The organism is Streptomyces sp. NPDC103540 (genome assembly GCF_055584445.1).
Genome location: NZ_JBVJMA010000005.1, coordinates 421,546 through 435,168, shown reverse-complemented (window position 1 = coordinate 435,168; position 13,623 = coordinate 421,546). Strand labels below are relative to the sequence as shown.

The following is a 13,623-nucleotide window of genomic DNA, read 5'->3' as shown; positions in this document are numbered from 1 at the left end:
GTCCACCGCCGGGATCACAGGGAGACGGCAGCCATGACCGCCACCGGTACGCGTCACGACCGCGACGGAGCCGACCGACCGCGCCGCTTCGTCATCAGCTTCGCGGGCTTCAACCGGCCCTGGGCCGCGTGGATCGCCCACCGCCTGGAGGAACACGGCCACCGCGTCGTCCTCCAACGCTGGGACCCCCAGACCAGCCCCGGACTGGCCGAGGCCCTCGACGACCTGGCCCGGGCCGGCGGCCGGATCCTCCTCGTCCTCAGCGAGCGCTACTTCTCCCTGGGCACCCACGCCGACGACGAGTGGAACACCGCCCTGCGCGCCGTCACCGAGGCCCACCCCGACCGGTTCGCCGCCGTCTGCCTCACCGACGCCCCCCTGCCCAGCGCCGTCGCCGCCCTGGAGAAGACCGACCTGTGGGGCCTGGACGCCTACGAGGCCGAGTACCGGGTCCTGCGCCGCCTGGAGCTGCCCACCGACCGCATCGGCACCGAGTCCGGCCGGCGCGGCCCCCGCTTCCCCAACGACCCGCCCGAGGTCTGGGGCCGCGTCCCGCGCCGCAACCCCCGCTTCACCGGCCGCAACGACGTCATCGGCCGGCTGCGGTCCGCCCTCGCCGAGGCCCCGCCCGGCGCCTCCACCGTGACCCTGCTCGGCCTGTCCGGCGTCGGCAAGACCCAGGTCGCCACCGAGTACGCCTACCGCTTCGCCTCCGAGTACGACGTCGTGTGGTGGGTCCCCGCCGAGGACCGGCCCACCCTGCGCGAACGCCTCGCCGACCTGGCCCCCGCCCTCGACCTGCCGCGCGGCGCCGGCAGCTACGGCGAGCAGATCCGCGCCGTACTGGAGGCCCTGCGGCGCGGGAACCCGTACCACCGCTGGCTGCTGGTCTTCGACGGCTGCGACCACCCCGACGACCTCACCGACCTGCTGCCCTCCGGCGCCGGCGACGTGATCATCACCTCCCGCAACCGGGAGTGGGCCACCCGCCACACCAGCCTCGTCGAGGTCCCCCTGTACGCCCGCCCCGAGTCGCTCACCTTCATCCGCCGCCGGGCCCGCCGGCTCACCGCCGACGAGGCCGACCAGCTCGCCGAGGCGCTGGAGGACTACCCCCTCGCCCTCGACCAGACCGCCGGCTGGCTCGCGGACTCCCCGATCGGCGTCGGCGAGTACCTGGGCCTGCTCCAGCGCCGCCTCGACTCCCACGAGGCCGTCACCCTCTCCGACGACTACCCGCTGCCCTTCCCCACCGCGCTGGCCATACTCCTCAACAACGTCCGGGAGAACTTCCCCGACGCCCTCGCCCTGCTGCGGCTGTTCGTCTTCTTCGCCCCCGGTCGCGTCCCGCTGCGCCTGCTGCGCGAGTTCCCCGCCGACGACGTGCCCGAGCACCTCGCCGGCATCGTCAACGACCAGATCCGCTGGAACGCCGCCCTCAACAAGCTGGTCCAGTTCTCCGTGGTCCGCCTGGAGTACTCGGACCTGTCCGTGGAGGAGGGCGGCGGCCTGGAGACCGTGCAACTCCACCGCATGGTCCACAACATCGTCCGCGAGAACCTCGCCGAGGAGGAGGCCGAACAACTCTCCCGCGCCGTCCGCCAGGTGCTCGCCGCCGCCGACCCCGGCCGCCCCACCGACTCCCGCCTGTGGCCCCGCTACGCCGAACTCGTCCCGCACCTGGAGTCCGCCGGGGTCCTCACCAGCACCAACCCCCGCATCCAGAACTTCCTGCTGCACTGCCTGCGCTACCTCATCCTCGCCGGCGAGTACCGCACCTGCCTGCGCCTGTCCGAACGGACCGACACCGTCTGGCGGGCCATGCTCGGCGACGACCACGACCAGGTCCGCGAACTCAGCTACCACCACGGCGGCGCCCTGCGCATGCTCGGCCACTTCCGCCAGGCCGAACAACTCGCCCGCCAGGTCGCCGACCGCCTCCTCGCCGAACGCGGGGACCGCGACCTGGAGACCCTGCGCGCCACCAGCACCTACGCCGGCGTCCTCCTGGGCACCGCCAAGTTCGACGAGGCCCGCGTCCTGCTGGAACACGCCTTCGCCACCTACCGCGAACTCCTCGGCGAGGACGACTCCACCACCCTCGGCGCCCAGAACAACGTCGCCGTCGTCCTGCGCCTCCTCGGCCGCTACCAGGAGGCCTACGACACCGACCTGGACACCCTGCGCCGCCGCGAACGGGTCCTGCGCGTCCGGCACATCGCCACCCTCTCCTCCGGCATCGGCTGCGCCATGGGCCTGCGCCTCATGGGCCGCTACCGCGAGGCCCTCGCCCGCCAGGAACAGGGCCTCAAGCTCAACACCCAGGTCCTGGGCCCCAACCACCCCCAGACCCTGCGCGCCGAACACAACCTCGGCATGTGCCTGCGCCGTTCGGGCGACATCACCGGAGCCGGATCCCGCCTGCGCGGCGTCCTGGAACGCTCCACCCGGGTCTTCGGCGCCGAATTCCCCTGGACCCTGATGGTCGCCTCCGACTACGCCACCTACCTGCGCGAGTACGGGGACATCGAGGAGGCCCGCCGGATCTCCGAGGAGGTGGTCCGCGGCTACCAGTCCCAACTCGGCCTCGCCCACCCGTACAGCATCGGCACCGTCGGCAACCTCGCCCTCGTGCTGCGCGCCCAGGGCGAACGCGCCGAGGCCCTCAACCTCGCCGAACAGGCCCTCGTCGGCATGCGCGGAGCCCTCGGCGACCGCCACCCCTGGACGTTGGGCTGCGCCCTCAACGCCACCGGGCACCGCAACATCACCGGCCGCTTCGAGGACGCCCTCGACCTGAGCCGGGAGACCCTGCGCGGAGCCGAACGGATCCTGGGCCCCGACCACCCCATGGCCCTCAGCGCCCGGACCGCGCTCGCCGCCGACCTGCGGGCCGTACGCGAGGACACGGAGGCCGCCAAACACGAGGACGCCGCCCTCAAAGCCCTCACCCGCACCCTCGGCCCGCAGCACGTCCACACCGTCTCGGCCCGCCAACAGGCACGCCCCTACTGGGACTTCGAACCCCAACCGTAGGGGCGCGGGGCCCCCGGAACGCCGGAAGGCCCGGCTCCCGAAGGAGCCGGGCCTCGGCGTTCGCGGGCGGCGCCGCGATCAGGCCTCGAAGACCTCGTTCAGCAGCTGCTGCTGCTCGGCCTGGTGACGCTTCGCCGAGCCCACGGCCGGGGACGAACCGTGCGGACGCGAGATGCGCCGCAGCCGCTCGTTGGCCGGGACCTCGGCGCCGACCGCCAGGTCGAGGTGGTCGATCAGGTTCAGCGCGATGAACGGCCACGCACCCTGGTTCGCCGGCTCCTCCTGCGCCCAGATGTACTTCGCCGCGTTCGGGAACTTGGCGATCTCCGCCTGGAGCTCCGCGCCCGCCAGCGGGTACAGCCGCTCGATGCGGACGATCGCGGTGTCGGTGATGCCGCGCTTCTCCCGCTCGGCCTCCAGGTCGTAGTAGACCTTGCCCGCGCAGAAGACGACCTTGCGGACCGCGTTCGGGTCCACCGTGGTGTCGCCGATGACCGGACGGAACGAACCGGTCGTGAACTCCTCCGCCTTCGACGCCGCGGCCTTCAGACGCAGCATCGACTTCGGGGTGAAGACGACCAGCGGCTTGTGGTGCGGGTTGTGGACCTGCCAGCGCAGCAGGTGGAAGTAGTTCGACGGCAGCGTCGGCATCGCGACCGTCATGTTGTTCTGCGCGCAGAGCTGGAGGAAGCGCTCCGGGCGGGCCGAGCTGTGGTCCGGACCCTGGCCCTCGTAGCCGTGCGGAAGCAGCAGCGTGACGCCGGAGGTCTGGCCCCACTTCTGCTCGGCCGAGGAGATGAACTCGTCGACGACGGTCTGCGCGCCGTTGACGAAGTCACCGAACTGCGCCTCCCACAGGACCAGCGCGTCCGGACGGGCCAGCGAGTACCCGTACTCGAAGCCCATGGCCGCGTACTCGGAGAGCAGCGAGTCGTAGACGTTGTAGCGGGCCTGGTCGTCCGACAGGTACTGCAGCGGGGTGTAGTCCTCGCCGGTCTCCCGGTCGATGAGGACCGCGTGACGCTGACCGAAGGTGCCGCGGCGGGAGTCCTGGCCGGACAGCCGGACCGGGGTGCCCTCCATCAGCAGCGAACCGAAGGCCAGGGTCTCGCCCATGCCCCAGTCGATGGTGCCGTCGTCGATCATCGCCGCGCGGCGCTGGAGCTGCGGCAGCAGACGCGGGTGGACGGTGACGCCCTCGGGGATGGTGACCTGGGACTCGGCGATCCGCTTGACGACGTCCTGCGAGATCGCCGTGTTCACGGCGACCGGGAAGTCGGCCTGGTCCACCGGGGCCGGCGCGGCGACCGCGGGCTGCGTGGCGGCCTCGCGGACCTCCGCGAAGACCTTCTCCAGCTGGCCCTGGAAGTCCTGGAGCGCCTGCTCCGCCTCTTCCAGGGTGATGTCGCCGCGACCGATCAGGGACTCGGTGTACAGCTTGCGCACCGAGCGCTTCTTGTCGATCAGGTCGTACATCAGCGGCTGCGTGAACGCCGGGTTGTCCGACTCGTTGTGACCGCGGCGGCGGTAGCAGATGAGGTCGATGACGACGTCCTTGTTGAACGCCTGACGGAACTCGAAGGCGAGCCGCGCGATGCGGACCACGGCCTCCGGGTCGTCGCCGTTCACGTGGAAGATCGGCGCCTCGATCATGCGGGCCACGTCGGTCGCGTACATCGACGAACGCGAGGACTCCGGGGCGGCGGTGAAGCCGACCTGGTTGTTGATGACGACGTGGACGGTACCGCCGGTGCGGTAGCCGCGCAGCTGCGACATGTTCAGCGTCTCGGCGACCACGCCCTGGCCGGCGAAGGCCGCGTCACCGTGCAGGGCGACCGGCAGGACCGTGAAGTCCGTGCCGCCCTTGTTGATGATGTCCTGCTTGGCGCGGACCACGCCCTCCAGGACCGGGTCCACCGCCTCCAGGTGCGAGGGGTTCGCGACGAGCGAGACCTTGATCTGCTCCCCGTCCAGGCCCGTGAAGGTGCCCTCGGCGCCCAGGTGGTACTTGACGTCGCCGGAGCCGTGCATGGACTTCGGGTCGAGGTTGCCCTCGAACTCGCGGAAGATCTGCGCGTACGACTTGCCGACGATGTTCGCGAGCACGTTCAGGCGGCCGCGGTGGGCCATGCCGATCGCGACCTCTTCGAGGCGGGCCTCGGCGGCCGAGTCGATGACGGCGTCGAGCAGCGGAATGACGGACTCGCCGCCCTCCAGCGAGAACCGCTTCTGGCCGACGTACTTCGTCTGGAGGAAGGTCTCGAAGGCCTCCGCCGCGTTCAGCCGGCGCAGGATCCGCAGCTGCTCCTCGCGCTCCGGCTTGGAGTGCGGGCGCTCGATGCGGTCCTGGATCCAACGGCGCTGCTTCGGGTCCTGGATGTGCATGAACTCGACGCCGGTGGTGCGGCAGTACGAGTCGCGCAGCACGCCGAGGATGTCGCGCAGCTTCATCATCGACTTGCCGGAGAAGCCGCCGACCGCGAACTCGCGCTCCAGGTCCCACAGGGTGAGGCCGTGCTCGGTGATGTCGAGGTCGGGGTGCTTGCGCTGCTTGTACTCCAGCGGGTCGGTGTCGGCCATGACGTGGCCGCGGACCCGGTAGGAGTGGATGAGCTCGAAGACGCGGGCGGCCTTCGTGACGTCGTCGTCGTGCGAGGCGTCGATGTCGCGGTTCCAGCGGACCGGCTCGTACGGGATGCGCAGCGCCTCGAAGACGTCGTCGTAGAAGCCGTTCTCGCCGAGCAGCATGTTCGCGACGACGCGCAGGAACTCGCCGGAGGCCGCGCCTTGGATGACCCGGTGGTCGTAGGTCGAGGTCAGGGTCATGACCTTGGAGATGCCCAGCTTGTTCAGGGTGTCCTGGGAGGTGCCCTGGAACTCGGCGGGGTAGTCCATGGAGCCGACGCCCATGATGACCGACTGTCCGGGCATCAGGCGGGGCACGGAGTGGACGGTGCCGAGGCCGCCGGGGTTGGTGAGGGAGACCGTCACGCCGGTGAAGTCGTCCATCGTCAGCTTGCCGACGCGGGCGCGGCGGACGATGTCCTCGTAGGCCTGCCAGAACTCGAAGAAGTTGAGGGTCTCGGCCTTCTTGATGCCGGCGACGACGAGCTGGCGGTCGCCGTTCGGCTTGACCAGGTCGATCGCGAGGCCGAAGTTCACGTGCTCCGGCTTGACCAGGGTCGGCTTGCCGTCCTTCTCCGCGAAGGAGTGGTTCATGGACGGCATGGCCTTGATGGCCTGCACCATCGCGTAGCCGATGAGGTGGGTGAAGGAGATCTTCCCGCCCCGGGCGCGCTTGAGGTGGTTGTTGATGACGATGCGGTTGTCGAACAGCAGCTTCACCGGGACGGCGCGGACGGACGTGGCCGTCGGGACGTCGAGGGAGGCGTTCATGTTCTTGGCCACGGCGGCGGCGGGGCCGCGGAGCGTCACCAGCTCGGGGCCCGCGGGGGCCTCGGTGGTGGGCGCGGCCTTCTGGGCCGGCGTGGTGGCGGCGGCCGGAGCCTGGGCCTGAGGGGCGGGCGCGGCCGGTGCGGCGGCCGGGGCCTGGGAGGTGACAGTCACAGCAGGGGCACCAGAGGGGGTGGCAGGAGCAGGGGCAGGAGCTGACACAGGCGGAGAGGTCGGCGCGACGGGCGCGGGCGCGGTCACGGCGCCTGCCGCCCCCGTGGCGGCGGCGTCGATGGCCTGCGGGGCGCCGGCGGCGGAAGGGGCGGCCTGTGCGGAGGCGCCCTCCGTCGTCGCGGGCTTCTCGGGACCGTCCGACTTCACCGGAGCGACAGCGCCCCCCGGCTTGTAGTCGGCGAAGAAGTCCCACCAGGCCCGGTCGACCGAGTTCGGGTCCTGGAGGTACTGCTGATAGATCTCGTCGACGAGCCACTCGTTCGCGCCGAAGCCTGAGGCGGGGTTCTTCCCGCCCTCTGCTGCTTCGGTCGTGGTGCTCGGGTTACTGGGGGACTGTGGCGACACGGCGGCAACCGCCCTCTTCCGCTTCACAAGGTATGGACAGCGGGAATAAAGGCTACGCCTCCCGGGCCGTGTCATGCAGGCCGGGCGGGACTTCCGTCACGCAGGTCACACCGAACGGCGGGTTTCGTCGCCCTGAATGGCGGGAAACCAGCCTGGTTCGGGTAGGGGACAGCGAGGTTGCGGCCTGCTGGCTTCGCACCCCTGACGATCGCGGGCACGTGTGGCCGAGATCATGTCCCTACACCTCGAACCCTACGTCAAGACGGCGCCGATGAGCTGCCCGGAAGAGTGACAAGGATTCGGCAACCCCGTGACGATTCGGCCACGCCGATGTGCCCGCCGTGCAGCGCGACCGCCCACCGGGCGATCGCCAGCCCCAACCCCGTGCCCCCGTCGCCGCCCCCGGACGCACCCCGGTTGAACCGTTCGAAGACCCGGTGGCGCTCCGCCTCCGGGATGCCGGGCCCCTCGTCCACGACCTCCAGGGCCAGGCTCCCGGGCGCGTCACCGGCCCGCGCCCGGACCGTCACCCGACCGTGCGGGGGACTGTGCTTGACCGCGTTGTCGATCAGATTGGCCACCACCTGGTGCAGCCGCTCCGCGTCCGCGTACGCCGCCAGGTCCGAGGGGAACACGTCCAGGTGGAGGTGCACGTCGTTGCGGGTGTGCCCGCCCGAGCCGGTGGTCAGCCCCGGCCGCCCCGCCGCCGCCAGCCCCGACTCCTTCAGCACCCCCGACAGGTAGGGCCACACCTCGAAGCGGCGGGCCCGCAACGGCACCACCCCGTTGTCCAACCGGGACAGGTCCAGCAGGGTCTCCACCAGCCGGCCGAGGCGCTCCGTCTGCTTCAGCATCGTGCGCATGGTCTCCGGATCGGCGCTCGACACCCCGTCCACCACGTTCTCCAGCACCGCCCGCAGCGCCGCGATCGGCGTCCGCAGCTCGTGCGAGACGTTCGCGACCAATTCCCTACGGTGCCTGTCCACGGCCTCCAGATCGTCGGCCATCAGGTTGATCGTGACGGCCAGATCGCCCAGCTCGTCGCGGCGCCCCGCGCCCCGCACCCGACGCGTGTAGTCCCCGTGGGATATCGCGCGGGCCACCGTCGTCATGTCGTCCAGCGGCGCCGTCAGACCGTGCGCCACGAACTGGGTGATCAACATCGAGGCGATCACCGAGAACACCGTGATGAACCGCAGTTCGGTGTCGGTGCGCAGGGCCACCAGCAGCAGCCCCGTCGTGATGAACACCGACACCACGACGAGCGTGCCCAGCTTCGTCTTGATCGAGAACGGCGAGAAGGGCCGCAGCCCCCCGTCGCGCGCGGCGGCCCCGCCGGGGCGGCCGTCCCCGCGCCTGCGATCGGGCCGGGCCCCGCTCACGGCTGGGCCGGGGTCTCCAGGGCGTACCCGACGCCGTGGACCGTACGGATCCGCTCCGCCCCGATCTTCCGGCGCAGCGCCTTGATGTGGCTGTCGACCGTACGGGTCCCCGAGGCGTCGGCCCAGTCCCACACCTCCGCCAACAGCTGCTCCCGCGAGAGCACCGCGCGCGGCGTGCCCGCCAGGCACACCAACAGGTCGAACTCCGTCGGCGTCAGGTGGACGTCCTCCGCCTGCACCCGGACCCGGCGCTGCGCGTGGTCGATCTCCAGGTCGCCGAGGCGCAGCGTGGCCCCGCGCGGGGCGGTCGCGGCCTGCGTGGCCCGCTCCACCCGGCGCAGCAGGACGTGCACCCGGGCGGCCAGCTCCCGCATCGAGAACGGCTTCGTCATGTAGTCGTCCGCGCCGACGCCGAGGCCGACCAGCATGTCGGTCTCGTCGTCCCGGGCGGTCAGCATCAGCACCGGGACCGGCCGCTGCGCCTGCACGCGCCGGCACACCTCCAGCCCGTCGAAGCCGGGCAGCATGACGTCCAGGACCAGCAACTCGGGCAGCCAGCTCTCGGCGGCCGTCACCGCGGCGGGGCCGTCGTAGGCCGTCTGCACCTGGAAGCCCTCGGCCCGCAGCCGGGCCGCGATGGCGTCCGCGATGGTGTGGTCGTCCTCGACCACGAGAACGCGCCGCTGGGCGCCCGGGGTGGCCGCGGCGCCGTTGTGGGTGGTGTGTGTCTGTTCCATGTCCCGCCCCTGAAGATCCCGCGTGATGGGGTGCAGCGTAGAGGAGCCACCGGCCTGCGGCCATGCGGGGTTCGGACAGGGGTGGGCGGGCTGACGTCCGATGACGGCCGCGACCCCGGGTCCCGTCGTCGACGTGGCGCCGGTCGGGCCCGCGGCGTCCGGCTCCGTGCGTCGCACGACGGAGGGACGCCCGTGAACCGGCCGTACCCGTGCGTCCCGACGACGCGCCGGGGGGCCGTGGCGGGCGTCGCGGGCCGGGCGCCCCATCGACGACAGGGCCTACGGGGTCGCGGAGAAGCTCGGCAGGTGTTCGAGGACCTCGCCCAGCGCCGGGGCGAGCGCCTCCTCGTCGCCGCTCACGGTGTGGCCGCCGTACGTGAACGCGTAGCGGAAGCCGTCGTGGATCGGCGGATCGGCCTTCGCCTCGCGGGGCAGGCGGGCGAAGTCCGCGGCGCCCAGCGCGCGGCGCAGCTCCTCCAGCGCGGCCGGCGCCAGCCGCCCGGTCCGCAGCACCGCGGCCTTGTCGTCCACCAGGCTCCAGGAGCCGTCGCCGCGGACCAGCAGGCCCGTCGAGCGGCCGGCGAAGCCGCCGGAACGGATGACCGTGACCAGGTGCTCCGCCCGGGGATCGGGGGAGGCCGTCGGGGCGGGCGAGCCGGAGGGGCCGGGACTGCCGCCGGGGGCCGACGCGGAGGCGGAGGGGCTCCCCGGGGCCGACGCCGAGGGGGTCGTCGGCGCAGGGGTCGTCGGCGCGGGGGGCGAGGTCGCGGGGGCCCCGGAGGAGCCGGCCGGTCCGGAGGCCTCGGACGGGCCGCCCGAGCCGCAGCCGCCCAGCAGCGCCACCGCCAGCACCGCCGCCGTGACGGCGCCCGCCGCGCGCACGGCCCGCGCCGCCGGGAGCGTACGCGTCGTCGCCGCGGCTCGCGCCGTTGCCGCCGTTGCCGTCGCGCGGTCCGTCGGGAGGGTTCGCGTCGCCGCCGCCCGCGCCGCCGCCCGCGCCCCCCGTGCCGTCCCTGTCGCCCGCGCCGTTCGCACCGTTCGCACACCCACCTCCGCGGGTCTCGGACCGAACCCCGAGTATGGAGGCCCCGTCCCGCCACGGAAAGCACCCCGGAGGCCGCCATCCGCCACCTGGCCCCCTGGCGCGCGGCGCCCCCGCTCCTGGCCCTCCTCCTCGGCGTCGTGGGCCTCGAACGCGGCCCCGGCGGCGGCAGCATGTGGCGCGACGAGTCCACCACCTGGCAGGTCGCCCACCGCCCCCTGCCCGAGCTGTGGCGCCTCCTCGGCGAGGTCGACGCCGTCCACGGACTCCACTACCTCCTCGCCCACGGCGTCTTCGCCCTCTGGGACGGCGGCCTGTGGGCCCTGCGCCTGCCCTCCGTCGCCGCCACCGCCCTCGCCGCCGCCGGCGTGGCCGCCCTCGCCCACCTCCTCGCGGGCGCACGGGCCGCGCTCCTCGCCGGCTGCGCGTACGCGCTGCTGCCGCCCGTGCAGGCGTACGCGCAGGAGGGCCGCTCGTACGCCCTCGTCGCCGCCGCCGTGGCCTGGGCGACGTACCTCATGCTGCGCGAACGGTGGGTTTCCTACGCGACCGTCCTGCTGCTCGGCTGCTGGCTGCACGAGTTCGCCCTCCTCGCCCTCCTCGCGCACGCCCCCACCGCCCACCGCTCGCGCGGCTGGCGGTGGGGCGCCGCCGCCGTCTGCGTCGCGTCGGCCCCCCTGGTCCTGCTCAGCTCCCGGCAGGCGGCGGTCCAGTTGGGCCGGCTCGCCGGGCCCGGCCTGGAGGACTGGGCCGGCTACGGGGCGCTCGCGGCCGCCGTCCTGCTCCTGGCCCGCGCCTGCCCCCGGCGCGACCTCGTCCGCGTCGCCGTCCCCCTCGCGCTGCTGCCGCCCGCCCTGCTCATGACGGTCTCCCTCGTCCGCCCCCTGTACGTCGACCGGTACGTCCTCTACGCCCTGGTCGGGGTCGCGCTCCTGGTCGGGGAGCGGCTCGCCCGCCCGCTCCCGGCGCGGTCGTGGTCGGTGGTGGCCGCGCTGCTCGTGCCCCTGCTCTGGTGGTCCGTCCACCTGCGCACCCCCGAGGCCCGCAAGGACGACGTCCTCGCCGTGGCCGCCGCCGTGCGCGAGCACGCCCGGCCCGGGGACGCGGTGCTGTTCCTGCCCTCCCGCCGGCGCGAGTGGCTGCTGTCCTCCCCGGAGGTCCACGCGGGCCTGCGCGACATCGCCCTCGACCGCGCCCCGACGGCCTCGCACACCCTCCACGGCACCGAACTGCCGCCCGGGGCCATCCGCGAGGCCCTGCTGCGCTCGCCCCGGGTGGTGGCCCTGCTGGACCCGGCAGGGCAGCCGCAGGACCGCGAGCCCGCCGAGGCGGTCAAACGCGACACCCTGGCCGCCGACTTCGAGCGCTGCTCCGAGACCCGCGTGCACGGGGCCAGGGTCGCCGTGTACGCCCGCCCCGGCGGCTGCGGGCCGGCCCCTCCGCACGCGGGTCGGGCATGATCCACGGAACACGCCCCAGGCCCAGGAGGTTCGCCCCATGCCCCCGCCCGAAGACCCCGCCTCCCCGTCCGCCCCGGCGACCCCGACCACCCGCCCGCCGGCCCCTTCGTCCGTCCCGCTGACCCCGGCCGTCCGCCTGCCGGCCCCTGCGTCCGTCCCCGTGACCCCGGCCGGCCCGGCGGCCTCGGTGGGGCCCGCCGGCGCCGGCGGGCCCGGGCCGTCCGCCGTGCCGGTTCCGGTCGGGCCGCTGATCGGGGTGGAGCGGCTCGCCGCGTGCCTCGGGGCGCCCGGGCTGGTCCTCTTCGACGCCTCCGTCGGCGCCCACCGGGCGAGGGCCCCGCGCCTGCCGGGCGCCCGGCCCTTCGACCTCGACGGGGCCCTGTCCGACCACGAGGCCCCCGCGCCGCACACCATGCCGGGCCCCGACCGCTTCACCGCGGCCCTGCGGGAACTCGGCCTTCACGACACCGACACCGTCGTCGTCTACGACGCCGCCGGGATCTACTCCAGCGCCCGGGCCTGGTGGATGCTGCGCGCCATGGGCTTCGACCGGGTCGCCGTCCTGGACGGGGGCCTGCCCGCCTGGACCGCCGCCGGGCTGCCCGTCGAGGACCGCCCGGCCGGCTACGAGGGCCCGCCCGGCTCCTTCACGGCCCGGCCCCGCCCCGGGCTGCTGGTCGACGCCGACACCGTCGCCCGGGCCCTGGGCGACCCGGCGGCCGCGGTGCTCGACGCCCGCACCCCGGGTCGGTTCGCCGGCACGGAGCCCGAGCCCCGGCCCGGACTGCGCGGCGGCCACATGCCGGGCGCGGTGAACCTGCCCTTCGGGGAACTCCGCCGGCCCGACGGGCTGATGCGGCCGGCGGCCGAGCTGCGGGAACTGTTCGCTGCCGCGGTCGGCGACCGCGAGCGCCTCTACTTCAGCTGCGGTTCCGGGGTGACGGCCTGCGTCCTCGCGCTGGGCGCGACGCTCGCCGGCCACCGGGACACCGCGGTCTACGACGGCTCCTGGAGCGAGTGGGGCCTGCCCTCGCCCACCCGCCCGGTGGTCACGGGGACGTAGACGGGCCCGACGCCGGTGGCGGGGGATAACCCCACCACCGGCCGGGTACCGGCCCCATCGCGGGCCGCGACGGACCCGGCCAGGGTGGGGGCATGGCATCCCACACCCCGTCAGAGCGTCCCGTCCGCGCCGCAGTCGGCGCCTCCGCCTTCGCCGTCACCCTGACGGTGGCCGCCCTCCTCGTGTCGGGCTGCTCCTGGGTCGAACCCGTGGCCACCAAGACCGTGGCCGCCGACGCCTCGGTCGCCGAGGCCGTCACGGCCGTGGAGGTCGGCGACGTCCGCAGCGGCTCCGTCGAGGTCACCGTCGGCAGCGGCCCGGGGGTGAGCGTCCACCGCACCGTGCGCTACCGGGGCGACACCGAGCCCCGTCCCGGCCAGCGGGTGTCCGGCGGGGTCCTGACCTTCACCGAGGGCTGCGCGGACACCTGCCGGATCGACTACCGGCTGGAGGTGCCGGCCTCGGCGAAGGTCAAGGTGGTCAGCAGCAGCGGCCGGGTCGCGCTGACGGGCGTGGCCGCCGCCGAGGTCGAGTCCGACTCCGGCGACGTACGGGCCGAGGCCATCGCGGGGCCGGTGCGGATCCGCACCGCCTCCGGGGACGTCACCGGCACCGCCCTGGGCGCCGAGGCCGACGTCCGCTCGACCTCGGGAGACTCCCGCCTGGACTTCACGCGGGCCCCCGCCGCGGTGTCGGTCACCGCGCGCTCGGGCGACGTCACCCTCAAGGTGCCGCGGGCCCCGTACCGGCTGGAGACCTCCACCGACTCCGGCACCCGCGACCTCGCCCTTCCCTCCACCCCCACCGCCCCCTCCGGCCTCGCGATCCGCACCACCTCGGGCGACATCCGCGTCTCGGCGCTCTGAGGAGCCCTCTGACCAGCCCTCTGAGGAGCCCTCTGAGGAGCCCTCAACTGCCGTTCGCCCCCGGC

Annotated in this window: 8 protein-coding genes; 4 read left to right on the top strand and 4 right to left on the bottom strand. The window is 73.8% G+C overall.

Features of this window, described 5'->3' with window-relative positions; translation table 11 throughout:
• The first annotated feature begins 33 nt into the window (after positions 1 to 33).
• A complete protein-coding gene (gene fxsT / locus ACZ6ZI_RS15295) occupies positions 34 to 3,036 on the top strand; it encodes an FxSxx-COOH system tetratricopeptide repeat protein (RefSeq protein WP_469520338.1) in 3,003 nt (1,000 codons plus the stop codon).
• Between the two features lie 78 nt (positions 3,037 to 3,114).
• Here fxsT and ACZ6ZI_RS15290 read toward each other — a convergent pair whose 3' ends face one another.
• The 4 genes from ACZ6ZI_RS15290 to ACZ6ZI_RS15275 all read right to left on the bottom strand — a co-directional run bounded on the left by ACZ6ZI_RS15290 (position 3,115) and on the right by ACZ6ZI_RS15275 (position 10,009).
• Entirely contained in the window at positions 3,115 to 7,008 is a 3,894-nt protein-coding gene (locus ACZ6ZI_RS15290; protein WP_469520335.1) for a multifunctional oxoglutarate decarboxylase/oxoglutarate dehydrogenase thiamine pyrophosphate-binding subunit/dihydrolipoyllysine-residue succinyltransferase subunit, read from the bottom strand.
• Between the two features lie 257 nt (positions 7,009 to 7,265).
• The gene (locus tag ACZ6ZI_RS15285) at positions 7,266 to 8,390 is read right to left on the bottom strand and encodes a HAMP domain-containing sensor histidine kinase (RefSeq protein WP_469520332.1); all 1,125 of its coding nucleotides are present in this window, start codon (positions 8,388 to 8,390) and stop codon (positions 7,266 to 7,268) included.
• On the bottom strand, positions 8,387 to 9,127 hold the full coding sequence (locus tag ACZ6ZI_RS15280; protein WP_469520329.1) for a response regulator transcription factor: 741 nt from the start codon (positions 9,125 to 9,127) through the stop codon (positions 8,387 to 8,389). Before ACZ6ZI_RS15280 ends, ACZ6ZI_RS15285 begins: the two co-directional genes overlap by 4 nt.
• Before the next feature lie 279 nt (positions 9,128 to 9,406).
• Positions 9,407 to 10,009: a hypothetical protein gene (locus ACZ6ZI_RS15275; protein ID WP_469520326.1), complete on the bottom strand. Its 603-nt coding sequence runs from the start codon at positions 10,007 to 10,009 to the stop codon at positions 9,407 to 9,409.
• A 300-nt stretch (positions 10,010 to 10,309) separates the two neighbouring features.
• On the opposite strand from ACZ6ZI_RS15275, the gene ACZ6ZI_RS15270 reads away from it, so the two are divergent.
• The 3 genes from ACZ6ZI_RS15270 to ACZ6ZI_RS15260 all read left to right on the top strand — a co-directional run bounded on the left by ACZ6ZI_RS15270 (position 10,310) and on the right by ACZ6ZI_RS15260 (position 13,558).
• A complete protein-coding gene (locus tag ACZ6ZI_RS15270; RefSeq protein WP_469520324.1) occupies positions 10,310 to 11,629 on the top strand; it encodes a glycosyltransferase family 39 protein in 1,320 nt (439 codons plus the stop codon).
• A gap of 37 nt (positions 11,630 to 11,666) precedes the next feature.
• A complete protein-coding gene (locus tag ACZ6ZI_RS15265; RefSeq protein ID WP_469520322.1) occupies positions 11,667 to 12,692 on the top strand; it encodes a sulfurtransferase in 1,026 nt (341 codons plus the stop codon).
• A gap of 92 nt (positions 12,693 to 12,784) precedes the next feature.
• Positions 12,785 to 13,558, top strand: coding sequence for a DUF4097 family beta strand repeat-containing protein (locus ACZ6ZI_RS15260; RefSeq protein WP_469520319.1), 774 nt, complete (start codon positions 12,785 to 12,787; stop codon positions 13,556 to 13,558).
• The last annotated feature ends 65 nt before the right edge of the window (positions 13,559 to 13,623 follow it).